This window comes from Streptomyces sp. NPDC104371, assembly GCF_055583785.1.
The window spans coordinates 217,179-238,195 of the sequence record NZ_JBVJNF010000010.1 but is presented as its reverse complement, the minus strand read 5'-3'; the positions used below and the strand labels follow the sequence as shown (position 1 = coordinate 238,195).

At 72.7% G+C, this 21,017-nt stretch carries 19 protein-coding genes; 9 read left to right on the top strand and 10 right to left on the bottom strand.

The features are described 5' to 3' along the window. Positions 1-130 precede the first annotated feature (130 nt). From afsR to ACZ60T_RS27705, 3 genes are all read left to right on the top strand, one after another. Entirely contained in the window at positions 131-3,073 is a 2,943-nt protein-coding gene (afsR, locus tag ACZ60T_RS27715; RefSeq protein WP_469668315.1) for an SARP-family global regulator AfsR, read from the top strand. A gap of 205 nt (positions 3,074-3,278) precedes the next feature. Beyond that, a complete protein-coding gene (locus tag ACZ60T_RS27710) occupies positions 3,279-3,446 on the top strand; it encodes a hypothetical protein (RefSeq protein ID WP_365624490.1) in 168 nt (55 codons plus the stop codon). Between the two features lie 182 nt (positions 3,447-3,628). Then, complete coding sequence (locus ACZ60T_RS27705) at positions 3,629-3,811, top strand: hypothetical protein (protein ID WP_365624493.1); 183 nt, start codon at positions 3,629-3,631, stop codon at positions 3,809-3,811. Positions 3,812-3,897: 86 nt separating this feature from the next. Here the strand turns inward: ACZ60T_RS27705 and ACZ60T_RS27700 are convergent, their stop codons facing one another. Beyond that, the gene (locus ACZ60T_RS27700) at positions 3,898-6,225 is read right to left on the bottom strand and encodes an outer membrane protein assembly factor BamB family protein (protein ID WP_469668314.1); all 2,328 of its coding nucleotides are present in this window, start codon (positions 6,223-6,225) and stop codon (positions 3,898-3,900) included. Positions 6,226-6,449: 224 nt separating this feature from the next. Further along, entirely contained in the window at positions 6,450-7,193 is a 744-nt protein-coding gene (gene kbpA, locus ACZ60T_RS27695) for an AfsK-binding protein KbpA (protein ID WP_469668313.1), read from the bottom strand. Between the two features lie 132 nt (positions 7,194-7,325). Between kbpA and ACZ60T_RS27690 the strand changes: the two genes are divergently transcribed. After that, positions 7,326-7,964 (top strand): TetR/AcrR family transcriptional regulator, encoded by a 639-nt coding sequence (locus ACZ60T_RS27690; protein WP_365624502.1) that lies wholly within the window; start codon positions 7,326-7,328, stop codon positions 7,962-7,964. 139 nt (positions 7,965-8,103) lie between these two features. Next, positions 8,104-8,769: a pyridoxine/pyridoxamine 5'-phosphate oxidase gene (locus ACZ60T_RS27685; protein ID WP_469668312.1), complete on the top strand. Its 666-nt coding sequence runs from the start codon at positions 8,104-8,106 to the stop codon at positions 8,767-8,769. A gap of 22 nt (positions 8,770-8,791) precedes the next feature. On the opposite strand, the gene ACZ60T_RS27680 is transcribed toward ACZ60T_RS27685, so the two are convergent. After that, the gene (locus tag ACZ60T_RS27680) at positions 8,792-9,661 is read right to left on the bottom strand and encodes a GNAT family N-acetyltransferase (protein ID WP_469668311.1); all 870 of its coding nucleotides are present in this window, start codon (positions 9,659-9,661) and stop codon (positions 8,792-8,794) included. Between the two features lie 58 nt (positions 9,662-9,719). Continuing rightward, entirely contained in the window at positions 9,720-10,322 is a 603-nt protein-coding gene (locus ACZ60T_RS27675) for a GNAT family N-acetyltransferase (RefSeq protein ID WP_469668310.1), read from the bottom strand. 162 nt (positions 10,323-10,484) lie between these two features. On the opposite strand from ACZ60T_RS27675, the gene ACZ60T_RS27670 reads away from it, so the two are divergent. Further along, positions 10,485-11,684, top strand: coding sequence for a flavin-containing monooxygenase (locus tag ACZ60T_RS27670; RefSeq protein ID WP_469668309.1), 1,200 nt, complete (start codon positions 10,485-10,487; stop codon positions 11,682-11,684). A 22-nt stretch (positions 11,685-11,706) separates the two neighbouring features. Here the strand turns inward: ACZ60T_RS27670 and ACZ60T_RS27665 are convergent, their stop codons facing one another. Then, a complete protein-coding gene (locus ACZ60T_RS27665) occupies positions 11,707-12,279 on the bottom strand; it encodes a hypothetical protein (protein WP_365624518.1) in 573 nt (190 codons plus the stop codon). Between the two features lie 75 nt (positions 12,280-12,354). Further along, on the bottom strand, positions 12,355-13,656 hold the full coding sequence (locus ACZ60T_RS27660) for an MFS transporter (RefSeq protein ID WP_469668308.1): 1,302 nt from the start codon (positions 13,654-13,656) through the stop codon (positions 12,355-12,357). Positions 13,657-13,716: 60 nt separating this feature from the next. On the opposite strand from ACZ60T_RS27660, the gene ACZ60T_RS27655 reads away from it, so the two are divergent. After that, entirely contained in the window at positions 13,717-14,745 is a 1,029-nt protein-coding gene (locus ACZ60T_RS27655) for a GlxA family transcriptional regulator (RefSeq protein WP_469668307.1), read from the top strand. On the opposite strand, the gene ACZ60T_RS27650 is transcribed toward ACZ60T_RS27655, so the two are convergent. The 3 genes from ACZ60T_RS27650 to ACZ60T_RS27640 form a co-directional block, all read right to left on the bottom strand. Further along, positions 14,644-15,906, bottom strand: coding sequence for an MFS transporter (locus tag ACZ60T_RS27650; RefSeq protein ID WP_469668306.1), 1,263 nt, complete (start codon positions 15,904-15,906; stop codon positions 14,644-14,646). The genes ACZ60T_RS27655 and ACZ60T_RS27650 overlap by 102 nt on opposite strands. 640 nt (positions 15,907-16,546) lie before the next feature. Next, positions 16,547-17,044 carry an ATP-binding protein gene (locus ACZ60T_RS27645; RefSeq protein ID WP_469668305.1) on the bottom strand — a complete coding sequence of 166 codons (498 nt, stop codon included), beginning with the start codon at positions 17,042-17,044 and terminating at the stop codon, positions 16,547-16,549. Between the two features lie 422 nt (positions 17,045-17,466). Beyond that, positions 17,467-17,964, bottom strand: a complete 498-nt coding sequence (locus ACZ60T_RS27640; RefSeq protein ID WP_469668304.1) for an STAS domain-containing protein — start codon at positions 17,962-17,964, stop codon at positions 17,467-17,469. 240 nt (positions 17,965-18,204) lie between these two features. Between ACZ60T_RS27640 and ACZ60T_RS27635 the strand changes: the two genes are divergently transcribed. Together ACZ60T_RS27635 and ACZ60T_RS27630 are read left to right on the top strand one after the other, a co-directional pair. Continuing rightward, on the top strand, positions 18,205-18,786 hold the full coding sequence (locus tag ACZ60T_RS27635; RefSeq protein ID WP_469668303.1) for a sigma-70 family RNA polymerase sigma factor: 582 nt from the start codon (positions 18,205-18,207) through the stop codon (positions 18,784-18,786). Between the two features lie 146 nt (positions 18,787-18,932). After that, positions 18,933-20,084 (top strand): zf-HC2 domain-containing protein, encoded by a 1,152-nt coding sequence (locus ACZ60T_RS27630; protein ID WP_469668361.1) that lies wholly within the window; start codon positions 18,933-18,935, stop codon positions 20,082-20,084. Between the two features lie 24 nt (positions 20,085-20,108). Here ACZ60T_RS27630 and purU read toward each other — a convergent pair whose 3' ends face one another. Continuing rightward, positions 20,109-20,987 carry a formyltetrahydrofolate deformylase gene (purU, locus tag ACZ60T_RS27625; RefSeq protein WP_365624536.1) on the bottom strand — a complete coding sequence of 293 codons (879 nt, stop codon included), beginning with the start codon at positions 20,985-20,987 and terminating at the stop codon, positions 20,109-20,111. Positions 20,988-21,017: the final 30 nt, after the last annotated feature.

Here is a 21,017-nt window from a genome sequence, read left to right as displayed (position 1 = left end):
GTGTGAGGGCCTTGTGATGTAGCGCGCAGTGGGCTGTGATCGCTGTCTCGCACGGCTGACGTATCCGCCATGAACAAGGCAAACTGGCCTCTTGGCCGTTAAAAGTTCGGAAGGGCGCCAGGGGGCAGCGATGGACGGTGTACCGCGGATTCCGGAGCAGCAGGCTCTCGGGGAATCAGCGGCACTGCGCTTCGGCGTGCTCGGACCGGTGCGCGCCTGGCTGGGAGACGAGCCGCTCGCGATGGGCTCGCCGCAGCAACGCGCGCTGCTGGCCGCGCTGTTGCTGCGCGAGGGCCGTACGGCGACGGCATCCGAGCTGATCGACGCGCTGTGGGGCGACGATCCGCCTCCGCGCGCGCTGGCGGCCGTACGGACCTATGCCTCCCGGCTGCGGAAGGTCCTGTCCACCGGGGTGCTGGTCAGTGAGTCGGGCGGCTACGCGGTGCGCGTCGGCAACCCGCGCTCGCTGGACCTCGTGGCGGCCCAGGACCTGGCCACCGAGGCGGAGAAGGCGAAGAGTTCCGCGGACCTGTGCGGCGCCCGGCGGCTCCTGAACGAGGCGCTGGCGCTGTGGGACGGCGAACCGCTGGCCGGTGTGCCGGGGCCGTACGCGGACACGCAGCGGGCGCGCCTGGAGGAGTGGCGCCTCCAACTCCTCGAGTCCCGCCTTGACATGGACCTGGAGCAGGGCTGCCATGCCGAGGCTGTCTCGGAGTTGACCGCGCTGACGGCGGCGTATCCGCTGCGCGAGCGGCTGCGGGAACTGCTGATGCTCGCGCTGTACCGCTCGGGCCGCCAGGCGGAGGCGCTGGCCGTGTACGCGGACACGCGGCGCCTTCTCGCCGACGAACTCGGGGTGGACCCGCGGCCGGGCCTCAAGGACCTCCAGCAGCGCATTCTCCAGGCCGATCCCGGCCTCGCGGAGCCGTCGGCCCCGGTCGCCGACCCCACCCCCGCTCCGGTACGCCCCGCCCAACTCCCGGCCACTGTCCCCGACTTCACGGGCCGCGCGTCCTTCGTCGCCGAACTGGGCGAGGTCCTGGCGTCGGCGGAGGGCCGGGTGATGGCGGTCTCGGCGCTGGCGGGCATCGGCGGCGTGGGCAAGACGACCCTCGCGGTCCATGTGGCGCACCAGGCCCGCACCTCCTTCCCCGACGGGCAGTTGTACGCGGACCTCCAGGGCGCGGGCCAGCGGGCGGCGGAGCCGGAGACGGTGCTGGGGTCGTTCCTGCGGGCGCTCGGCACCCCGGACTCCTCGATCCCGGACTCGCTGGAGGAGCGGGCGGCGCTGTACCGCTCGGTGCTGGACGGGCGGCGGGTGCTGGTGCTGCTGGACAACGCCAAGGACGCGGCGCAGGTACGGCCGTTGCTGCCGGGCACGGACGGCTGCGCGGCGCTGGTGACGTCGCGGATGCGGATGGTGGACCTGGCCGGTGCCCATCTGGTGGACCTGGATGTGATGTCGCCGGACGAGGCGTTGTCGCTGTTCACGAAGATCGTGGGCGAGGAGCGGGTGGCGGCGGAGCGCGAGGCCGCGCTCGACGTGGTCGCGGCGTGCGGCTTCCTTCCGCTGGCGATCCGTATCGCGGCGTCCCGCCTGGCGGCGCGGCGCACCTGGACGGTGTCGGTCCTCGCTAGGAAGCTCGCGGACGAGCGGCGCCGTCTGGACGAGCTCCAGGCGGGCGACCTCGCGGTCAAGGCCACGTTCGAACTGGGCTACGGCCAACTGGAGCCCGCCCAGGCCCGCGCGTTCCGCCTGCTGGGCCTGGCGGACGGCCCGGACATCTCCCTGGCGGCAGCCGCGGCGGTCCTGAACCTCCCCCTGGAGGACGCGGAGGACGTACTGGAGTCCCTGGTCGACACGTCCCTCCTGGAATCAGCGGCCCCCGGCCGCTACCGCTACCACGACCTGGTCCGCCTCTACGCGCGTGCATGCGCGGAACGAGACGAACAACCGCCGAGCGAGCGGGGGGCGGCGATGTCGCGGTTGCTGGACTTCTATCTGGCGACGGCGGCGGGGGTCTACGCGATCGAACGACCGGGCGACCGCCTGGTGGACCACCTGCAACCGACCGGCTATCCGGGCTTGCGGTTCGGGGATCGGCACCAAGCCCAGGACTGGCTGTACTCGGAGGCGGCCTGCCTGCTCTCCTGCATCCGTCAGTTCACGGGATCCGAGACCCTGCTCCACGCGATCGACCTCCTCTGGGCGGCCGTCGACCTCACGGAGTCGGGCGCCAACTCCAAGGAGTACGAGGCAGTTGCCCTGGCGCTGCGCGACGCCGCGCGGTCCCGCCAGGACAGGCGGGTGGAGGGCCGCGCCTCCGTCGTCCTCGCCTACACCCAGCAGCTCTCCGGACGTTTCGCCGAAGCGGACGACGCCGCACGCGAGGCGCTCCAACTCACCGAAGGGACGAGCGATCCCCTGGCACGGTGCTGGGCAAGCAACCTTCTCGGCATCACCGCATTCTTCCGAGGCCGTCACTCGGACGCCGAACGGCACCTCGAGCAGGCGCTGGCGAACTTCCGGTCCTGCGAAGACCTGGCTGGGGAAGCCAGTGTCCTGTGCAACCTCTCGCGCATCCACCTTGCGACGGGGCGTCCACGCAGCGCAGTGGCGCTCGCCCAGCGAGGTGTCGAGACGTATGAGGCACTGGGGCATGCCCTGAAGGGTGCCAACGGCCGCTACGCGCTGGGCATGGCTCTCACCGAGAACGGTTTGTGCGCGAAGGCCGCAGACCAGTTGCACGAGGCCCTGAAGGTCTTTCGCGAAAGCCGCCAACGCCTCTGGGAGGGCATGACTCTGCTCAGGCTTGCTGAAGTGGACCTGGCAGCTCGGCGTCCCGCACAAGCTTCGACCAACGCCGAAGCCGCTTTGACCGCGCTTCGCGGCATCGGCGGCGAGTGGCGGCGCGGCAACGTCCTCACCGTGCTGGGACGCGCACTCAGCGGGATAGGGCAGCGAGGAAGAGCTCACGTGTGCTGGCAGGAGGCCCTCGCCATCTACGAGGCACTGGAATCGTCCGAGGCCGAGATCGTCCGGGCGCTTCTCACACCGGCGACAGCCGCGTAAGCCTGTAAAGGGCGTTCATCATTCGTTTATCGCCGGGCGGCACTCTGGTCTTGTCGATCCGTCGCGTCGGGGGGCAGACGGACCGCCGGTGAGGTTGCCCAACCCTGCGTCTAGGGTGGCAACTTGATAGTCCGTCCGGCCACCCTCGGGGGAGTGGCCGGACGGACTCTCGACTGTCCAACAGCCAGAGCCAAGGGGAGCCAGCATGAGCGACGTGACGAAGGACGAGCCGTTCGTCAAGCAAGACAACGCCCACATCACGGAGGGCGAGGACAACGGCATCTTCAAGCCGGACAACGCCCACATCACGGAGGGCGAGGACAACGGCGTCTTCAAGCCGGACAACGCGCACATCACGTCCGAGCCCAAGTAGACCTTCTTCCCACACGGGGATCGGCCGCGGCGGCGCGGAGGGGGAGCCGTCGCGGCCGAGGTGTGTCGTACACCGGGTTCCCGTCAATCCCTGGCGCGAACTGGCCTACCTTCTCGAACAGTTACGTCCTTTGGCGCTAACGTCACTCATCGTTCAGAAGCCCCACTTCCACAGGAGCTGGAATGACTCGCGCCAAGAAGGCTGTCGTGACCGTCGCGGTCGCCGCCGCAGCCGCGCTCGGAACGTCGGTCCCGGCGTTCGCCAACTCCCACATCACGGGCACTCCCGTTACCACGGACGTCGACACGAACAACGTCCACATCACGGGCACCCCTGTCACCACGGACAACGCCCACGCGACCTGACCGGGAACCCGACGCGCACGTAGGGCCGAGCACACGCTCGGCCCTACGGTCGTATCTGCGCACGCATCACATCCCCCGGCCCACGTTCAGGTCGTCCGGGCCGTGCCCGTGCCCTTCTCCGCGTCCAGGGCGTATACGCAGCGGTCCTTGCTGCAGGCGTAGACCACGCCGTCCCGTACCACCGGTGCGCCGGTGATCTCGCCGCCCGTGGCCAGCTTCCAGCGCAGGCGGCCGTCGTCGGCCTTCAGGGTGTACAGCAGGTGGTCCGTGGAGCCGAAGTGGATGCGGCCCTCGGCCACCACCGGTGAGCCCACGACCTCGCCGCCCACCTGGAAGCGCCACTTGGGCGTGCCGGTGACCGCGTCCAGGGTGTAGAGGCCCTTGCCGCTGCCGACATGGACCTGGCCCCCGGCCACCAGCACTGGCTCGACCGCGGCCCGCGCCTCCGTGGCGATGCGCCAGCGGTCACGGCCGTCCGTCGCGTCCAGGGCGTAGACGGTACCGAGGTAGTCGGCGAGGTAGACGCCACCGCCGGTCACCGCCGGGCCCGGCACGAAGGTCGGCGGGCACAGGAACACCGCCGGGGCCTCGAAGTGCCAGCGCACCATGCCGCTCGCCACCTCGATGGCCAGGACCCGGGTGCCCGCCGAGACGTAGACATAGCCGTCGGGCGCCTGCGTCAGCCGTACGGGAACGCCACCGCAGGAGGCCGCGTCGCCGATCGGGTAGGACCAGCGCTCCTCGCCCGTACGTGCCTCAAGAGCCCGCAGCCGGGCGTCCTTCCACACGTACACCGTGCCGTCCTGGACCACCGGCCCGGCCTCGGGCGTCTCGAAGTCCGTCTGCGCCCCGGTGACCTCCCACAGCTTCTGGCCGTTCGAGGCCTCCCAGGCCTGGATGCCGCCACCGCGGGTCCCGGTGACGACCGTGCCGCGGTCGGCCTGGAGCGCGTACACCCAGCCGTCCGTGGACAGCCGCCACAGGTCCCCGCCCTCCCGGGCGTCCAGGGCGAACAGCGTCGGCCCGTCGGAGGCGTGGACACGGCCGTCCGCGACCGCCATCGACCAGGCCACGTCCCGCGTCTTGAAGCGACGGCGGCCCGTCGCCACGTCCAGCGCGTGCACCTCGAAGGACGTCACGTAGACCAGGTCGCCGTCGACCGCGGGCGTGCCCCAGACGTCGTTCGACATCCGGAAGCGCCAGGGCCGCCAGCCGCTGGGCGCCGCCTCCGCAGGCGTGGCCGGAGCGGGCACGGCGGGCGCGGCGCCGCTCACGCCGCCGGTGGGCCGGGACCAGGACGAGACCAGGCCCGCCTCCGGGGGCGGCGCCTTCACCGCGGCGGCACGGGCGTCGGCGACCCGCGGTCCGGGGCCGATCGGCACGGACGCGCCCGCGAGCCGCACCGGCCCGGAGTCGGGCGCGCCGACCGGCACGGGCACGGGCGCCTGCGACGGCGGGGCCGGGACGGGCCGCGGGTCGACGCCGCGGTGGTGCGTGGGGGCCGGCCGGTGCGGCGGGCGCCCGCCGCGGCGCGCCTCGATCAGGCCGACGGCCTGATCGGGCAGCCACGCCGACGCCGTACCGCTGTCGTCGGAGCCCGAGCCGAAGAGATGCGGCGCGAGCTGGGCCTGGAGGTCGGCCGGGTTCGGGCGGGCCGGTGCCTCCATCTGCATGCAGGAGTCGATGAGCGGACGCAGCTCGTCCGGCAGGCCCGTCAGGTCCGGGCCCTCGCGCAGCAGCATGAAGACGGTCTCGACGGGGTTCGCGCCATGGAAGGGCGGATGCCCCGTCGCCGCGAAGACGAGCATCGAGCCGAGCGAGAAGACATCGCTCGCGCCGGTCACGCTGCGCGAGTCCTTCGCCTGCTCGGGGGACATATAGGCGGGCGTACCGACGGCGACGTTCGTCAGCGTCAGACGGGTGTTCGAGACTCCGGAGGCGATACCGAAGTCGATCACCCGGGGGCCGTCCTCGACGACGAGGACGTTGGAGGGCTTCAGGTCCCGGTGGACGAGGCCCGCCCCGTGGATGGACTGCAGCGCCTCGGCCACGCCCGCGGCCAGCCAGCGCACCGCCTGGGCCGGGAGCGGCCCGCACTCGGTCACTATCTCCTCGAGGGAGGGCGCGGGCACATAGGCGGTGGCGAGCCAGGGCACGGCCGCGCGCGGGTCGGCGTCGACCACGGCCGCCGTGTAGAAGCCGGAGACCGCCCGCGCGGCCTCGACCTCGCGCGTGAAGCGGACCCGGAACAACTGGTCCTCGGCGAGTTCCGTACGCACCGTCTTGATCGCCACGCGTCGGCCGGACGCCGAGCGCGCGAGATAGACCAGCCCCATGCCGCCGGCACCCAGCCGGCCCAGCACCTCGAACGGCCCGATGCGCCGCGGATCGTGCTGCGTCAGCTGATCCACCACTTGCCTGCCACCTCCCCGTACGGGTCGCGTCGTCCACCTTGAGTACGCAACCTCGTGCAGCGTCTCACCACCGCACCGCCATGGCGGCACGCACCCTGATTCTTCCTGTCCAGGCCACTGGTTGCGAACCCGGGGGCGGACAGGGGTGTCTCAGGACAAAACCACGCGAGGGTGGCTTTCGGGTAGGGGGCAAGGGTGTTCCAGGGGGCGGGCGAGCGCCCTCGTCAGCGCTGGAGCAGCGCGAAGGACGCCCCCTGGTCGTCCGTGACGACCGCCACCCTTCCGTACGAGGTCTCGAACGGCGGCACCTGGACCCGGCCGCCCAGCCGGGCCACCGCGGCGAGCGTCGCCGCGCCGTCGCTGACCCCGAAGTGGACGAGGAAGTGGGGCGGCATCTCGGCGGGGAAGACGTCCTGGAGCGGTGCGCGCCCGAAGTCGGGGGCGGCGCCCGGCCCGAAGAGGGCGTCGTGGAAGAGGCGTGTGTAGAAGGTGTTCACGGCGGCGGTGTCCCGCGCGTACAGCTCGGCCCAGGTGAAGGAGCCGGGTTCGTGCCGCTTGCCGAAGCCCGCGTGCGTGCCCGCCTGCCACAGCCCGAAGACGGCGCCCTCGGGGTCGGCGGCCAGGGCCGCGGTGCCGAGGGTGTCCACGGGGGTGGGCGGGATGACGACCTGGCCGCCGCTCTCCCGGATCCGCCCGGCGAGGGCGGCGACGTCGGGCGCGGCGAAGTACACCGTCCAGACCGTGGGCATCCGTCCGTCCCGCTTGGGCACCAGCGCGGCCACCACCCGGCCGTCGAGCCGTGCCCACACGGAGGAGCCGTGCGCGGGCTCGAAGGTCCACCCGAAGAGCTCACCGTAGAACCGCCGTCCCGCCTCGACGTCGGGCAACTGGACATCGATCCAGCAGGGGACGCCCTCGGGGAAGGCGGCGCTCTGCGGGGTGCGCGGCGATGGCGGAGTTTCGGCCATACCACCCAAGCTAACGGCGCTTCACTCGGGTCGCGCGCGGACGTACTCCCTCTTCAGGGGCCTGGAGCTGCCGCACTCCCCATTTGCAGTCAGCCAAATCGCGCTCCGATCACCCCTCGGTAAGCTGACGGCATGACAGGACAAGTACGCACCGTCGACGGCCGCGTGGCCGGTCGGCGAGGGCAGGCGACCCGGCAGAAGCTGCTCGACTGCCTCAGCGAGATGCTCAGCTCCTCGCCGTACCGGGACGTCAAAGTCATTGATGTCGCCCGGCGGGCGGGGACATCTCCCGCGACCTTCTACCAGTACTTCCCGGACGTCGAAGGCGCCGTCCTGGAGATCGCGGAGCACATGGCCGCGGACGGCGTGGGCCTCGGCGAACTGCTCGAAGGTCGCTCGTGGGCCGGCAAGGCCGGCTGGCAGACCGCGCAGGAACTCGTGGACGGCTTCCTGGACTTCTGGCGCCGTAACGACGCCATCCTGCGCGTCGTCGACCTGGGCGCGGCCGAGGGCGACAAGCGCTTCCACAAGCTGCGCATGAAGATACTGAACTCCGTGAACAACCCCCTCGCCGACTCGATCGCCGGGCTCCAGTCCAAGGGCCGGGTCGACAAGGACGTGAGCCCGGCCGCCGTGGCCGGTTCGCTGGTGGCGATGCTCGCCTCGGTGGCCTCGCACCAGAAGGGCTTCGGGGTCAAGCAGTCCGAACTCAAGCCGAATCTGGCGCTGTTGGTGCACCTGGGCGTGACGGGGAGGAAGCCGACGAAGTAGCACGCGATGCGGTGAGCGACCGCCGCGCGCGCTCGGGCGCGCCGGTCCGGTCGGCTGCGCAGACCTCTGTTCTGTCATGCGGGCGGTGGTCCACTTCGGTGGGCCACCGCCCGCTGCTCATGTCGGTGATACTCGGGGCATGGCAACGGATCTTCATGAACTGCTCGGGTCGCTGCGGGTGTGGGCGCCGGAGAACACCCGACTGCCGTGCTTCGACCCGGCGTCGGCGCCCGCGGAGCCGCTGGAGCTGTTCACGGAGTGGTTCGCGCAGGCGGTGGCGGCGGGCCAGCCCGAGCCGCACACGATGTCGCTGGCGACCGCGGACCCGGACGGCACCCCGGACGTGCGGATCGTGATGCTGCACGGCGCGGACGCGGACGGCTGGGCGTTCGCGTCGCACGCGGGAAGCCGCAAGGGCGGGCAGCTCGCGGCCCGTCCGTATGCCGCCCTCGGCTTCTACTGGTCCGCGCAGGGCCGCCAGATCCGGCTGCGCGGCCCGGTCGCGCCCGCGTCGGCGGGGGAGGCGCGGGCGGATCTGCGGGCCCGCTCGACCGGTGCGCTGGCGGCGGCGCTGACCGGCCGGCAGAGCGAAGTGCTCGGCTCCACCGAGGAGTTGGCGACAGCGTCGGCGGCGGCCTGGGAGCGGGCGCGGCGGGAGCCGGACGCCCCGGTCCCGTCCTGGACGCTCTACCGCCTGCGGCCCGTGGAGGTGGAGTTCTTCCAGGGAGACGCGGAGCGCCGCCATGTACGGCTGGTCTACCGCCGTACGGACGATGGATGGGCCAGGGACCTTCTGTGGCCCTGACCCGCCCTGGCTCGCCCCGCGCCTACGCCGGGAATCCGTACACCGCGAAGTCCGCCACCGCCCGGTAACCGAGCCGCTGGTACAGGCCGTTGCTCGTGGGGTTCGCGAGGTCGGTGAAGAGCAGGACCTCCGCGGCGCCGGAGTCGAGCGCCGCCTGGGTGACCGCCGCGGTGGCCGCGCCCGCGTAGCCACGGCCGCGCAGCGGGGCGGGGGTGTAGACGGGGGCCACGCGGACCTGCCCGGCGACTTCGGGCATGGCACCCGCCATGGCGACGGGCGTGCCGTCCGGCGTCTCCCAGAGCGTGACCCCGCCGTGGGCGATACGGGCGGCGGCCCAGCGGTCCGCGTCCTGCCGCCCGGTTTCGCCGATGTCCGTGTGGAACCGGGTGTACCACCGCGCGACCAGGGCGCGGTCCTCGGCCGTGGCGGTCCGGGCGCGGCCGGGCGGCGCGGGCTTCGGCGGGGTGAGGGTGCCGAGCCGGTAGAGGCGGTGGCGCCGCTCCAGCGCGGCGGGGCTCCGGGTGCGGCGTTCCCAGGCGGTGGCGAAGGCGGCGACCGCCTCGGCCGGTCCGCCGACCGACGGGATCGCGTACCCGTCCTCGGCGAGCCGGACCGCCAGCGCCTCGGCGGCCCCGGCGTCGAGCGCGGTGAGGTTGAGCTGGTACGGCGGTGTGCGCAGGATCGTGGCCCGTACGGTGCCGTCCTCGTCCGCGAGCCAGCCGAAGTACGGCGGCCGCGGTCCGAGCGCGGCCGGCCCGTGCGTCCGCAGCTTGTCGGTGACCGTCAACTGGACGGTGTGCAGGGCGGGTCGGGACCGCAGGAAGGCACCGGCCCGGCCGAGGAACTCCGCCAGGTCGTCGGTGATCCGCCAGTCGTACGCGTCGGAGGTCATGCGGCCCACGATCCCGTGACCGAGCGCCGTCCGCACGCGGATTACGCCCGTCGTACGATCACGGCGCCGCGGGCTCGGGGTCGCTCGCGATCCGTCCGTGCAGATGTGCGTCCTTGAACGGCTCGGGGCTGCCCGGCGCGGGCATCGCACCGCGCAGCGTGCCCTCGTACCGGAAGCCGCACCGCTCGGCGATGCGGCAGGAGGCGTCGTGGCCGATGCCGTGGCCCAGATCCAGGCGGTACAGGCCCAGTTCGGTCAGGCCCCAGCGGGCGGCGACGGTCAGAGAGCGGGTGGCGACGCCCCGGCCGCGGGCCTCGGGCAGTACCCAGTAGCCGACGCGGGCGGTCCGGAAGACATGATCGATGGCGCTGAGGCTGACCACACCGAGGGCCGTGCCGTCGGCCGCGTCGGTGACCCGGAACGTCAGATCGACGCCCTTGGCCGCCTGGACCGCCTTGGACCGCAGCGACCTCCGTGCGTCGTCCCTGGTCTCGACGGGCACGAGCGGCGTGTTCCACCGGACGAAGTCGGGGTCCGTCAGCCCCCGGAACCAGTCCTCCACATGGGCGTCCGAGTCAGGGTCCCACGAGGTCAGCCGCAGGCCGTGGCCGTGCAGCTCCGGGAAGGGGTGGGGACGGGGGTCATCGTGTATGCCGGCCATCGGGCCATTCAATCAAGGGCCTGCGGTGCGGGGGTCACATACCGATCCGTTCCCTTCAAGTTGATTCAGATACGGGCAAGTTCTTGCAGGCGTGATCGATTCGCAACCCATTCCGATCTTGACCGAGACCCATCAACCGCCTCCATGGCTACGCTCCCGCTCATGGCCGACTCGACAGTTGCTTCGCCGCGCTCCTCGGTGCCGTCCCACGAGGACCGGCCGGTCTATGTCATAGGCGGCGGTCCGGGCGGGCTCGCCGCGGCGTACGCGCTGCGCGCGCGGGGCGTACGGGCCGTCGTCCTGGAGAAGTCCGACCGGGTCGGGGCGTCCTGGCGGCGCCACTACGACCGGCTGCGCCTGCACACCACGCGCCGTCTCTCGGCCCTGCCCGGACTGCCGATGCCCCGGTCGTTCGGGCGGTGGGTGTCCCGCGACAACGTGGTGCGCTACCTCGAGAAGTACGCCGAACACCACCGGCTGGAGATCGTCACCGGCGTCGAGGTCTCGCGCGTCGAGCCCGCCCCGGACGGCACCGGCTGGCTGCTGCGCGCCACCGGGGGCCGGGAACTGACCGGCAGCGCGGTCGTCGTCGCCACCGGCTTCAACCACACGCCGCGCGTGCCCGACTGGCCCGGCCGCGACACGTACACCGGCGCGTTCCTGCACGCCCGCGAGTACCGCGACGCGCGGCCCTACGCCGGGCGCGACATCCTCGTCGTCGGCGTCGGCAACACGGGCGCCGAGATCGCCGTCGACCTGGTGGAGGGCGGAGCCGCGCGGGTGCGGCTCTCGGTGCGTACGGCGCCCCACATCCTGCGCCGGTCCACCCTGGGCTGGGCCGCGCAGTTCACCGCGATCCTCGTCCGGCGGCTGCCGGTACGGCTGGTCGACGCGCTGGCCGGGCCGCTGGCCAGGGTCAGCGTGCCGGACCTGTCGGCGCACGGGCTGCCCCGGCCCGACACCGGGCTCTACTCCCGCGTCACCGACGGCGCGATCCCCGTGCAGGACGTCGGTCTCGTCAAGGCCGTGCGCAAGGGGAAGGTCGAGGTCGTGGCGGCCGTCGAGCGCTTCGAGAGCGGCACGGTCGTCCTCGCCGACGGCAACCGGATCGAACCCGAGGCCGTGATCGCCGCGACCGGATACCGGCGCGCGCTGGAGGGGCTGGTCGGCCACCTCGACGTCCTCGACGGCCGCGGCAGGCCGGTCGTGCGCGGCGGCCGGTCCCCGCGGAGCGCCCCGGACCTGTACTTCACCGGGTTCACCAACCCGATCAGCGGCATGCTCCGTGAACTGGCCCTGGACGCCCAGAAGATCGCGCGGACGGTGGCACGGCGCGCGGAACGCGGGCGGGCCGCGCGCTGAGGCGGGCGCGTGGCGTTCCCGCTCAGACCCGGGTGCCCAGCACGGCGCCCGCGCCGACCGCCCCGCACAGCAGACAGGAGGCGAAGGCCGCGCGGAGCCAGGCGCCCCACCACCCCGGCGCCCGCCCCACCGCTTCCGCACGGCTTCGCTCGTACGCGATCCAGAGCACGGGCAGGACGACCAGCCCCGTGAGCCATCCGCTCACCGTGCCGAACGACCAGCCAAGGAGCAGCGCGGCCAGCCCCGCCCAGGCCGACGCGACCGCCCCGGCGCACAGCAGATGCCAGGCCCAACGGGGCCCGCGGGCGCGCCGGAACACGAGGTGGGCGAGCGCGGCGGCGGGCATGGTGTGCACGGCCGCGTGCACCAGGCCGAGCAGCGGCAGGATCAGCAGCAGGACGGGCAGGAGGTAGAGCAGGCCGAGGGTGCCGCCGTAGCCGATGCCGACGTGGGCCCGGGTCGCCGCGTAGACCATCGAGATCAGACCGACCACCGGAAGCTGCACCGCGAACGCCCTGACGGCCGCCGCCCAATCCGCCTTCGCCGGACCCGCATCGATGCGTCCGGCCCCCGGCCGGTTCCCCCTCCACGCCATCCGCGCAGCGTACGCCCTTGCTCTGTACGGGAGTTGAACCGCATCCGTTGCCGATCTGACGGTCCGTCGACCACCTCAGCCGCGGACCCTGCGGATCACCAACGCCATGAGGGCCGCCGCCGCGCACAGTGCGCCCGACGCGTACCAGACCACGTCGTACGAGCCGAACGCGTCCCGCGCGACGCCGCCGAGGAAGGCGATCAGGGCCGCGCCGACCTGGTGCGAGGCGAGCACCCAGCCGAAGACGATCGCACTGTCCTCGCCGTACTGTTCGCGGCACAGCGCCAGGGTGGGCGGGACGGTGGCGACCCAGTCCAGGCCGTAGAAGACGATGAAGAAGATCATCGGCGGGTGGACGGCGGGGGCCAGCAGCATGGGCAGGAAGAGGAGCGAGATGCCGCGCAGGGCGTAGTACACGGCGAGCAGCCGGCGCGGTTCGAAGCGGTCGGTGAACCAGCCCGAGGCGATCGTGCCCACCACGTCGAAGACGCCGACGACCGCGAGGAGCGAGGCCGCGGCCGTGACCGGCATGCCGTGGTCGTGGGCCGCCGGGACGAAGTGCGTCTGGACCAGGCCGTTGGTGGTGGCGCCGCAGATCGCGAAGGTGCCGGCCAGCAGCCAGAACGGGCCCGTGCGCACCGCCGAGAGGAGCACGGTGACGGCACGGCGGGCGGCCCCGGTCACCGGCTCCGGTTTCGGTACGAACTCCCGCGCGCCGTACGGCTTCAGGCCCACGTCGGCCGGGTGGTCGCGCAGCAGCAGCCAGACGAAGGGGATGACGGCGACGGCGGCGAGGGACACCGTCACGGCGGCCGGGCGCCAGTCGTGGCGCTCGACCATCCAGGACAGCAGGGGGAGGAAGATCAACTGTCCGGAGGCCGAGGCGGCGGTGAGGATGCCGGTCACCAGGCCGCGCCGCTCGGTGAACCAGCGGTTGGTGACCGTCGCCGCGAAGGCCAGCGCCATCGAGCCCGAGCCGACGCCCACCAACAGGCCCCAGCACAGCAGGAGTTGCCAGGCCGCGGTCATCCAGACGGTCACGCCCGAGCCGAGCGCGATGGCCGCGAGCGCCACGGCGACGACCTTGCGGATACCGAAGCGGTCCATCAGCGCGGCGGCGAAGGGCGCGGTCAGCCCGTAGAGCGCGAGGTTGATCGACACGGCCGCGCTGATCGTGCCGCGCGACCAGTGGAACTCCTGGTGCAGCGGGTCGATCAACAGGCTCGGCAGCGAGCGGAAGGCCGCCGCTCCGATGATCGTCACGAAGGCGACGGCGGCGACGAACCAGGCACGGTGGACACGGGTGCTCGGGCGGCCGGGCCCCGTCTGCTCGGCTGTGGTCACGGTGGCGGTTGTCTGGGTCACGCCGTAGAGCATCCGGTCTCCGGCGCCCCTCGTTCGAGTGGCCCGAAGGACAGCATTCGTTAGGATCGGGCCATGGCCGTTGTCGAAGGGTTCCGCCGCCACCGGATCGTCGTCCTCGCTCTCGACGGGCTGCTGCCCTTCGAACTGGGCATCCCACAGCGGATCTTCCGGCTCGCCAAGGACAGCCGGGGGCAACGGCTGTACGAGGTCGTCACCTGCTCGGTCCGGCCGCCGGGCCCGGTGCAGACGGACGGCGACTACGCCATCCTGGTCGAGAACGGCCCCGAGGCCCTGGCCACCGCCGACACCGTGGTCGTACCGGCCTCGTACGAACTGGGCCCGGTGTACGAACAGGGCGTGCTCACCGACGAGTTGGCCGCCGCCCTCGCACACATCCGGCCCGGCACCCGGCTCGTCGCGATCTGCACCGGTGGGTACGTCCTGGCCGCCGCCGGTCACCTCGACGGCCGCCCGGCGACCACGCACTGGGCCTCGGCCGAGCACTTCCAGCGGCTCTTCCCGCGGGTCAGGGTCGACGCGGACGTGCTGTTCGTCGACGACGGCGACGTCCTGACCTCCGCCGGGGTCGCCTCCGGTATCGATCTGTGCCTGCACATCGTGCGCCGCGACCACGGCACCGCCATCGCCAACGACGTGGCCCGCCGCACCGTGGTCCCGCCGCACCGCGACGGCGGCCAGGCGCAGTACATCCAGCGCCCGCTGCCCGAGCCGCAGCGGGCGACCACGACCACCGCCCGCGCCTGGGCGCTCGGCCGCCTCCACGAGCCGATCCAACTGCGCGACATGGCGGAGCAGGAGTCCATGTCCGTACGCACCTTCACCCGGCGCTTCCGCGAGGAGGTCGGCGTCAGCCCCGGCCAGTGGCTGACCCAGCAGCGCGTCGAACGGGCCCGCCATCTGCTGGAGTCCACCGATCTGTCCGTCGACCAGGTGGCGCGGGACGCCGGCTTCGGCACGGCCCAGTCGATGCGCCAGCACCTACAAGGGGCGCTCGGGGTCACCCCCACCGCGTACCGGCGTACGTTCCGCGTCGGTGACCTGGGCGCGGGTGCCCGTGTCCCCTCCGCCGACGGGGGCTGAGGCCGGGCGCCGTACGCGCTCGCCCAGGGCGCCCACCAGCGTGAGCGCCAGGGTGAGGGCGACACCGGCCAGGATCGCCGTCGACGGCGCGACGAAGTGGAGCAGGGCGCCCGCGAGGGAGCCCGTGGCCGCGTAGCCGACGCCCACCGCCGCGTACATCACCGAGTAGCCCGCCGCCAGGGCACCGGCCGGGACGACCTCCCGCAGCGACAGATTGCGGGTGACCATCGCGCCCGCCTGCAACACACCCGCGACAACGAGGAAGACGGCGATCCAGGCCGTGCCCGGTATCAACGCGGCCAGCGTCACACAGGCCGACAGGCCGCACATCAGCACCACGCTCCGCGCGGCCAGTCCGCCCGGCCACGAGCGCAGCCCGTACACGAACGCGCCCACCGCCGAGCCCACGGAGAGCCCGGTCAGCAGCGGGCCCGCCCAGCCGACGGCCACGCCGCGCTGCTCCAGCAGGGCGGGCAGGACGAGTTCGGCCAGGGAGAGCAGGGCCAGGCTGGCCGCGCCCGTCACATACACGGGCCAGGCGCGGGCGAGCAGCCGCAGCGTCGACATGCCCTCGCCCTCGGTGGAGTCCGTGTCCCAGCCGGGCGGCAGCAGCCACAGGCCCGGCACGGACGCGGCCATCAGCGCAGCCGCCAGCAGCAGCGGCAGCCGGGGCGCCACACCGAGCGCGAGGCCGGTGACGGCGGCCGGGGAGACGGCCCATATGCCGGACATCAGCATCGACTCGGCGGACAGGGCCTGAGGGACGGCCCGCTGCGGGACGAGCGCGGTGAGCAGCGCGCGCAGCCCGCCGGGCGCGGCGGCCGGCGCACCACCGGCCAGGAACGCGAACGCGGCAAGGACCACCGGATGCGCGGACGGGAACGCGCCCAGGCCCGCGAACCCGACGGCACCGGCCGCCAGGCCCGCGACCAGATGGGGGCGGGCGGGGTCGGGGCGCAGCCGCATACCGAGGAGCGGGGCGCCGAGGATCTCACCGATCACGTAGACGGCGGCCAAGGTCGCGCCCAGGGTGTAACCACCGGGGCGGTCACGGGCGAGGAAGACCAGGGCGAGCGGGGCCATGGCGACCGGCATCCGGGCGCCGACGGCCACCACGGCCCAGGTCAGCACCGGTCGGGATGCCACATCGCGGTAGGTCATGCCGTGACAATAGGGGAGGGGTCTGACACTGGCCCATGGCCCGTCCGGGCCTGTGGACAACTACGCGTCAGCGCCGGTGAGTTGCCGGGAGTCGGCAGCGCCTTGAAGAACTGCGACGAGCCGCGAGGAGTCGCGAAGAGTCAGAGTCGCGAAGAGCCGCGTCGTGAAGGGCTGTCCACAGCCTGTGGAGAAGCGGGGCGCTCCCCCTGGCACCGGCGGGCGGCGCGCCACCCCCTCCGGTCCGCGCCCGAGCGGAAGGTCTCCCCCGCCTCCCCCGAACACGGCATCGCGCGCCGCCACCCGGCTCGGCGTACCCGTGCTGCCCCACGGACGACCTCCCCCCGGAGACCGTCCGCCCCTGTAAGGAGCCGACGCCGATCACGATCCGCACTCACCGAGGGTTCCCGTCACCCACCCCTCGGCGTCCCCTCGCGGCGAATCGCCGACCTCCAGAGTGATCATATGGATACGCCGCGTCAACGCCGCGTAGGGGATTCATCCCTATATGCCGTGCTGACGGCAGCGCGCACGGAAGCATGAACCGGCGCACTCGGCGGCGGATCATCTCAGGGAAGCGGAGCCCGTGGGCCGTATGCCCACGCGCATGCCCCCGCCCCCGGACCGCCGGGGCACACCCGCGTCAGACCGCGCCGTACGCGAACTCCGGCAACGGCGACACCTGTGCCGCCCCGCACACCGCCACCCCGCCCGCGACCGCCGCGCCGCAGCGGTCGACCTCGCACCAGATGCGTTTGCCGACGCCCTCCGGGTCCCAGCCCCAGCGATCGGCGAGGCCGTCGACCAGCTCCAGCCCCCGGCCGCCCGTCTCGTCGCCCTCGGCGCAGCGGGGAACCGGCGGACGGGCGCTGGCGTCCGACACCTCGAGCCGGACCGTACCGGCCGGGGCGCCCGAGGGATCGTCCCGTACACCCGTGAGCAGCAGGCGCAGCACAGCGGGACAGCCCGTGTGCACGACGGCGTTGGTGACGAGTTCGGAGACGAGCAGCACCAGCGTCTCGGCGAGCGGCTCGTCCGCCCCTATCCCGGAACCGGCGAGCCGCGACCTGGCCCATCTCCGGGCCCGCCCCACCTCCGCGGGGTCGGGCCGGACCTCCAGTTGCACTTGAAGCACCTGCACCGCTCACACCATCCGAACCGGCGGACACATCGCCTCGCGCCTCACAAGCGCCACGATCGTGGTCATCGTCTGCATGGCGGGAACCAAGGTCACGCACCGTGATTCCCTTGCACGACAGCATGGTTGACGTACAGTCACCCCAACAAGCGCTTCGGGCATATTCCAGCGCGAAGGAGTACGCGTGCGGCATACTGTGCGACGCTTGCCACGGCTAGTCGAACAGACAGGCGCGGAGGGCCGCCCTGCCCCGCGAGCGGCGCGCACCGCGCCACCCGGCATCGCCACAGAGGCCGCACCGGGGTGGATCCGACTCGAAACCGCTCGCATCCCACACAAGGTACCGGAGCCCCCGGCCGACTCCAGCCCGTGACAAGTCACGCATAGGACACAACCCTGCATCACCACTCAACACCCCTGAATTGTCACAGTCCGTGACATTCGGAGTGATCCGCGCCCAAGCCCACGGTCCGCGCCCCGGCCGGCTGCGGATCCGGCCCCTCGACAGCGGCCGAAGCGGTGGCCGCGGCGGTGGCCGAGGCGACGTCCGGGTGGACGTCGAAGAGGCGGCGCACACCGAGGGCAGCCAGGACCCGTTCGACATGCGCCACTCCCCCGCCGCCCGTCCCGCCCGGCCGGGACGTGACGGCGGCGCCGGGTCCGGGCAGGATCAGCCGGAGCCGGCCCTGGCAGGAGCGGATCAGCCGCCGCGTGGCGATCAGGACACCGACGCCGCTGGAGTCGCAGAAGACGACCTCGGTCAGATCGAGGACGAGCCGGTGACGCCCGTCCGCCACCGCGTCGTGCACCCGTCGGCGCAGCATCTGCGAGGTGAGCACGTCCAGTTCGCCCGCCACCCGGAGCACGGCCCACTCGCCGCGGACCTCGTAGCTCGTCCCGAACGTCACCGCCTGTGCCTCCATGCTCGCCCGTGCCCGGTCGGAACCGGAACGTTCCCTTTGGGCGGCTGCCCCGAGACCTCCCGGTGAAACACCGCGTGCGATCCGGCGTCCTCTTACCATCTGCGGCGCGTCCAGGGGCGCACATTGCCGCAAAGGGGCGTGCATCGTGCGGTGCGCCGACTACATTCGGGGAGCGGGGGCAGGGGCGGGACCGGAACATGACATCCGTGGCGAGCACGGCACGAGCAGGGTGGGGGCCGCATGGCGAAGAAGGACGCACCGTCCCGGTGGGACCGCACGATGCAGCAGCGCCTCACCCGCGGCGAGGCCGCCGCGCTGGGTGAGCTGTACGACCGCTTCGCCTCCCTCGTGCACGGCCTCGCCCTGCGCGTCCTCGGGGACGAGGGTGCCGCCGATCGCGTCACGCGCGAGGTGTTCGCCCACATCTGGGAGACCCCGGAGTCGTACGACCCGGCGCAGGGCCCGCTGCGCTCCTGGGTGGCCACACTGACCCACCGGCTCGCCGTGCAACGGCTGCGCGCCACCGAGACCGCGGCGCTCACGCGGGGCGGCCGGGGCACCCGGGAGGACCTGGAGCGCAAGGTGCGCGACGCCTCGGTCGCGGCCCGCGCGGACTACATCGTCACCTCGATGCCGGTGCCGCTGCGCGCGGCGCTGGAGCGCGCGTACTTCCAGCGCCGGGACTACCGCCAGACCGCCGCCGACCTCGGCATCACCGAGGACGAGGCCCGCCGTCGGCTCCGGCTCGGACTCCAACTGGTCGCCTCGGCCCACGAGTCGGAACCCGCGGGCGCCCCTCCCGGACCGGAGGCGGCGTGGTGACCGGAGCGGAGCGCTTCGAGACGTACGGCGATCCCGCGCGGTACGGCGTCCCCGGGCGGCCGAGGCCGCACGTGCCCGGAGCCGGTGACGCGAGCTGGACATGGGAGGCGAAGGTGCCGCGTCAGGGCGGCCCCGGCCGCCTGCGGATGTCCGGCACGCCCGGCGCCGAGAGGCCCGCCGAGCCCACGCTCTCGCATCCGGTGCTGAAGTCGCTGCTCGGCGCGTGGGCGCTCGCCGCCTGCTCGCCGCGGGAGGCGGCGGCCGTGGAGGAGCACCTCGGCGGCTGCGGCCCCTGCGCGGACGAGGCACGGCAACTACGCGCGGCCGTGGGGCTGCTGCACCCCGCCGAGACCCTCGACCTCGATCCCGCGCTGCGCACGCGCGTGCTGGAGAGCTGCCTCGGGCGGCGCCCGCCCCGTATCCCGGTCCCGCAGTGGGCCGCCGCGTACGAGGCGGAGGCGGCGCGGCTGGACGCCCTGCTCCAGGACATGCGCGACGCCGAGTGGCACACGCCGGTACGGCTGCGGTGGTTCGACGGGGCCGCTCCGGCGAGCCGTCGTACGACCGTCGCCGGGGTCATCGCCCATCTGCTCTCCGTCGACGGACTGGTCGCGGTGGCCCTCGGGCTGGACGATCCGCTCGGGGACACGACCCCGGAGCACGGCACCCCGGAGGGGCGCACGGAAGCGTACTGGCGCGCGTCGCGCTTCCCGCCGACCCGTGCCGTCCGCAACCCCTGGCGGGAGCAGAGCCACGACCTGGTGCGGACCGTGTCCTTCACCGGCAGCGGCACCGGGCGGCTCACGGTGCCGTACGGCGCGTGCGAACTGCCGCTGCGCGACGCGATGCTGGACCGCGCGTTCGCCTGCTGGGTGCACGCGGAGGACATCGCGACCGCGGTCGACTATCCCTACGAGCCGCCCGCGGCGCGTCATCTGAGCGGGATGATCGGCCTGGCCGCGAAGAAGCTCCCGCGGGCGCTGGCCCGGCGGCGGGCCCGCACAGGGCCGCCCGGCCGCACCCGGCGGCTGGTCGCCGTCGGCGCTCCGGGGCGCTGTCTGCGGCTGGAGATCGAGGGCCGGGGCGGCGGCGAATGGATGATCCCGCTGGACGCCCACGCACAGGGTGCGGAGGACTCCGTCGAGCGCGAGGTGGCGCATGTGGTGCTCGAGAGCGTGGAGTTCTGCCGCCTGGCCGCCGGGCATGTGCCGCCGGAGGAGGCCGCCGTGGGTCAGCGAGGGGACCGGGAGGCGATCAGGGAGGTGCTGTTCGCGGCGGCGTCGCTGAGCCGGATGTGAGGAGTCCCCGGTAAGGGGTCTCCGTCAGGCGAAGACGACCGTGCGCCGGCCGTTCAGCAGGATGCGGCGCTCCGCGTGCCACTTCACCGCGCGGGCCAGCGCCTGGCACTCCACATCGCGGCCGATCGCCACGAGCTGGTCCGGGGTCACGCCGTGGCCCACCCGCTCGACCTCCTGCTCGATGATCGGGCCCTCGTCCAGGTCGGCCGTGACGTAGTGCGCGGTGGCGCCGATGAGCTTCACACCGCGCGCGTGCGCCTGGTGGTACGGCTTGGCGCCCTTGAAGCTCGGCAGGAAGGAGTGGTGGATGTTGATGATCCGGCCGCTGAGCCGCTTGCACAGGTCGTCCGAGAGCACCTGCATATAGCGGGCGAGGACCACCAGCTCGACGTCCAGCTCACGCACCAGCTCCACCAGCCGGGCCTCGGCCTCCGGCTTGGTGTCCCTCGTCACCGGGATGTGGTGGAAGGGGATGTTGTACGAGCCCACCAGCTCCTGGAAGTCGGTGTGGTTGGACACCACGGCCGCGATCTCGACGGGCAGGGCGCCGATCCGGGCACGGAAGAGCAGGTCGTTCAGGCAGTGGCCGAACTTGCTGACCATCAGGACGATGCGCATCTTCTCGTCGGCCCGGTGGATCTGCCAGTCCATCTGGCAGGAGTCACCGATCGCCGCGAAGCTCGCCCGCAGCTTGTCCACGGTCACGGGGGCCTCCGCCGTGAAGTGGACCCGCATGAAGAACAGTCCCGTGTCGCGGTCCCCGAACTGCTGGCTGTCCTCGATGTTGCAGCCGGTCATGAACAGATAGCTCGACACGGCGTGCACGATCCCCTGCTTGTCCGGGCAGGAGAGGGTGAGGACGTACTGGTCAGGGGCCGAGGACGGGGCGGACAGCTCGTTCATGCACGCCAGGGTCTCACGTCCGGGGACCTT

Coding starts and splice junctions, on each gene's coding strand:
- ACZ60T_RS27675 (WP_469668310.1), bottom strand. CDS start 10,322: ATGGCCGGCATACACGATGACCCCCGTCCCCACCCCTTCCCGGAGCTG.
- ACZ60T_RS27685 (WP_469668312.1), top strand. CDS start 8,104: ATGGCAACGGATCTTCATGAACTGCTCGGGTCGCTGCGGGTGTGGGCG.
- ACZ60T_RS27640 (WP_469668304.1), bottom strand. CDS start 17,964: ATGGAGGCACAGGCGGTGACGTTCGGGACGAGCTACGAGGTCCGCGGC.
- ACZ60T_RS27710 (WP_365624490.1), top strand. CDS start 3,279: ATGAGCGACGTGACGAAGGACGAGCCGTTCGTCAAGCAAGACAACGCC.
- kbpA (WP_469668313.1), bottom strand. CDS start 7,193: ATGGCCGAAACTCCGCCATCGCCGCGCACCCCGCAGAGCGCCGCCTTC.
- ACZ60T_RS27680 (WP_469668311.1), bottom strand. CDS start 9,661: ATGACCTCCGACGCGTACGACTGGCGGATCACCGACGACCTGGCGGAG.
- afsR (WP_469668315.1), top strand. CDS start 131: ATGGACGGTGTACCGCGGATTCCGGAGCAGCAGGCTCTCGGGGAATCA.
- ACZ60T_RS27665 (WP_365624518.1), bottom strand. CDS start 12,279: ATGGCGTGGAGGGGGAACCGGCCGGGGGCCGGACGCATCGATGCGGGT.
- ACZ60T_RS27635 (WP_469668303.1), top strand. CDS start 18,205: ATGGCGAAGAAGGACGCACCGTCCCGGTGGGACCGCACGATGCAGCAG.
- ACZ60T_RS27655 (WP_469668307.1), top strand. CDS start 13,717: ATGGCCGTTGTCGAAGGGTTCCGCCGCCACCGGATCGTCGTCCTCGCT.
- ACZ60T_RS27650 (WP_469668306.1), bottom strand. CDS start 15,906: ATGACCTACCGCGATGTGGCATCCCGACCGGTGCTGACCTGGGCCGTG.
- ACZ60T_RS27705 (WP_365624493.1), top strand. CDS start 3,629: ATGACTCGCGCCAAGAAGGCTGTCGTGACCGTCGCGGTCGCCGCCGCA.
- ACZ60T_RS27660 (WP_469668308.1), bottom strand. CDS start 13,656: ATGCTCTACGGCGTGACCCAGACAACCGCCACCGTGACCACAGCCGAG.
- purU (WP_365624536.1), bottom strand. CDS start 20,987: ATGAACGAGCTGTCCGCCCCGTCCTCGGCCCCTGACCAGTACGTCCTC.
- ACZ60T_RS27690 (WP_365624502.1), top strand. CDS start 7,326: ATGACAGGACAAGTACGCACCGTCGACGGCCGCGTGGCCGGTCGGCGA.
- ACZ60T_RS27670 (WP_469668309.1), top strand. CDS start 10,485: ATGGCCGACTCGACAGTTGCTTCGCCGCGCTCCTCGGTGCCGTCCCAC.
- ACZ60T_RS27630 (WP_469668361.1), top strand. CDS start 18,933: ATGTCCGGCACGCCCGGCGCCGAGAGGCCCGCCGAGCCCACGCTCTCG.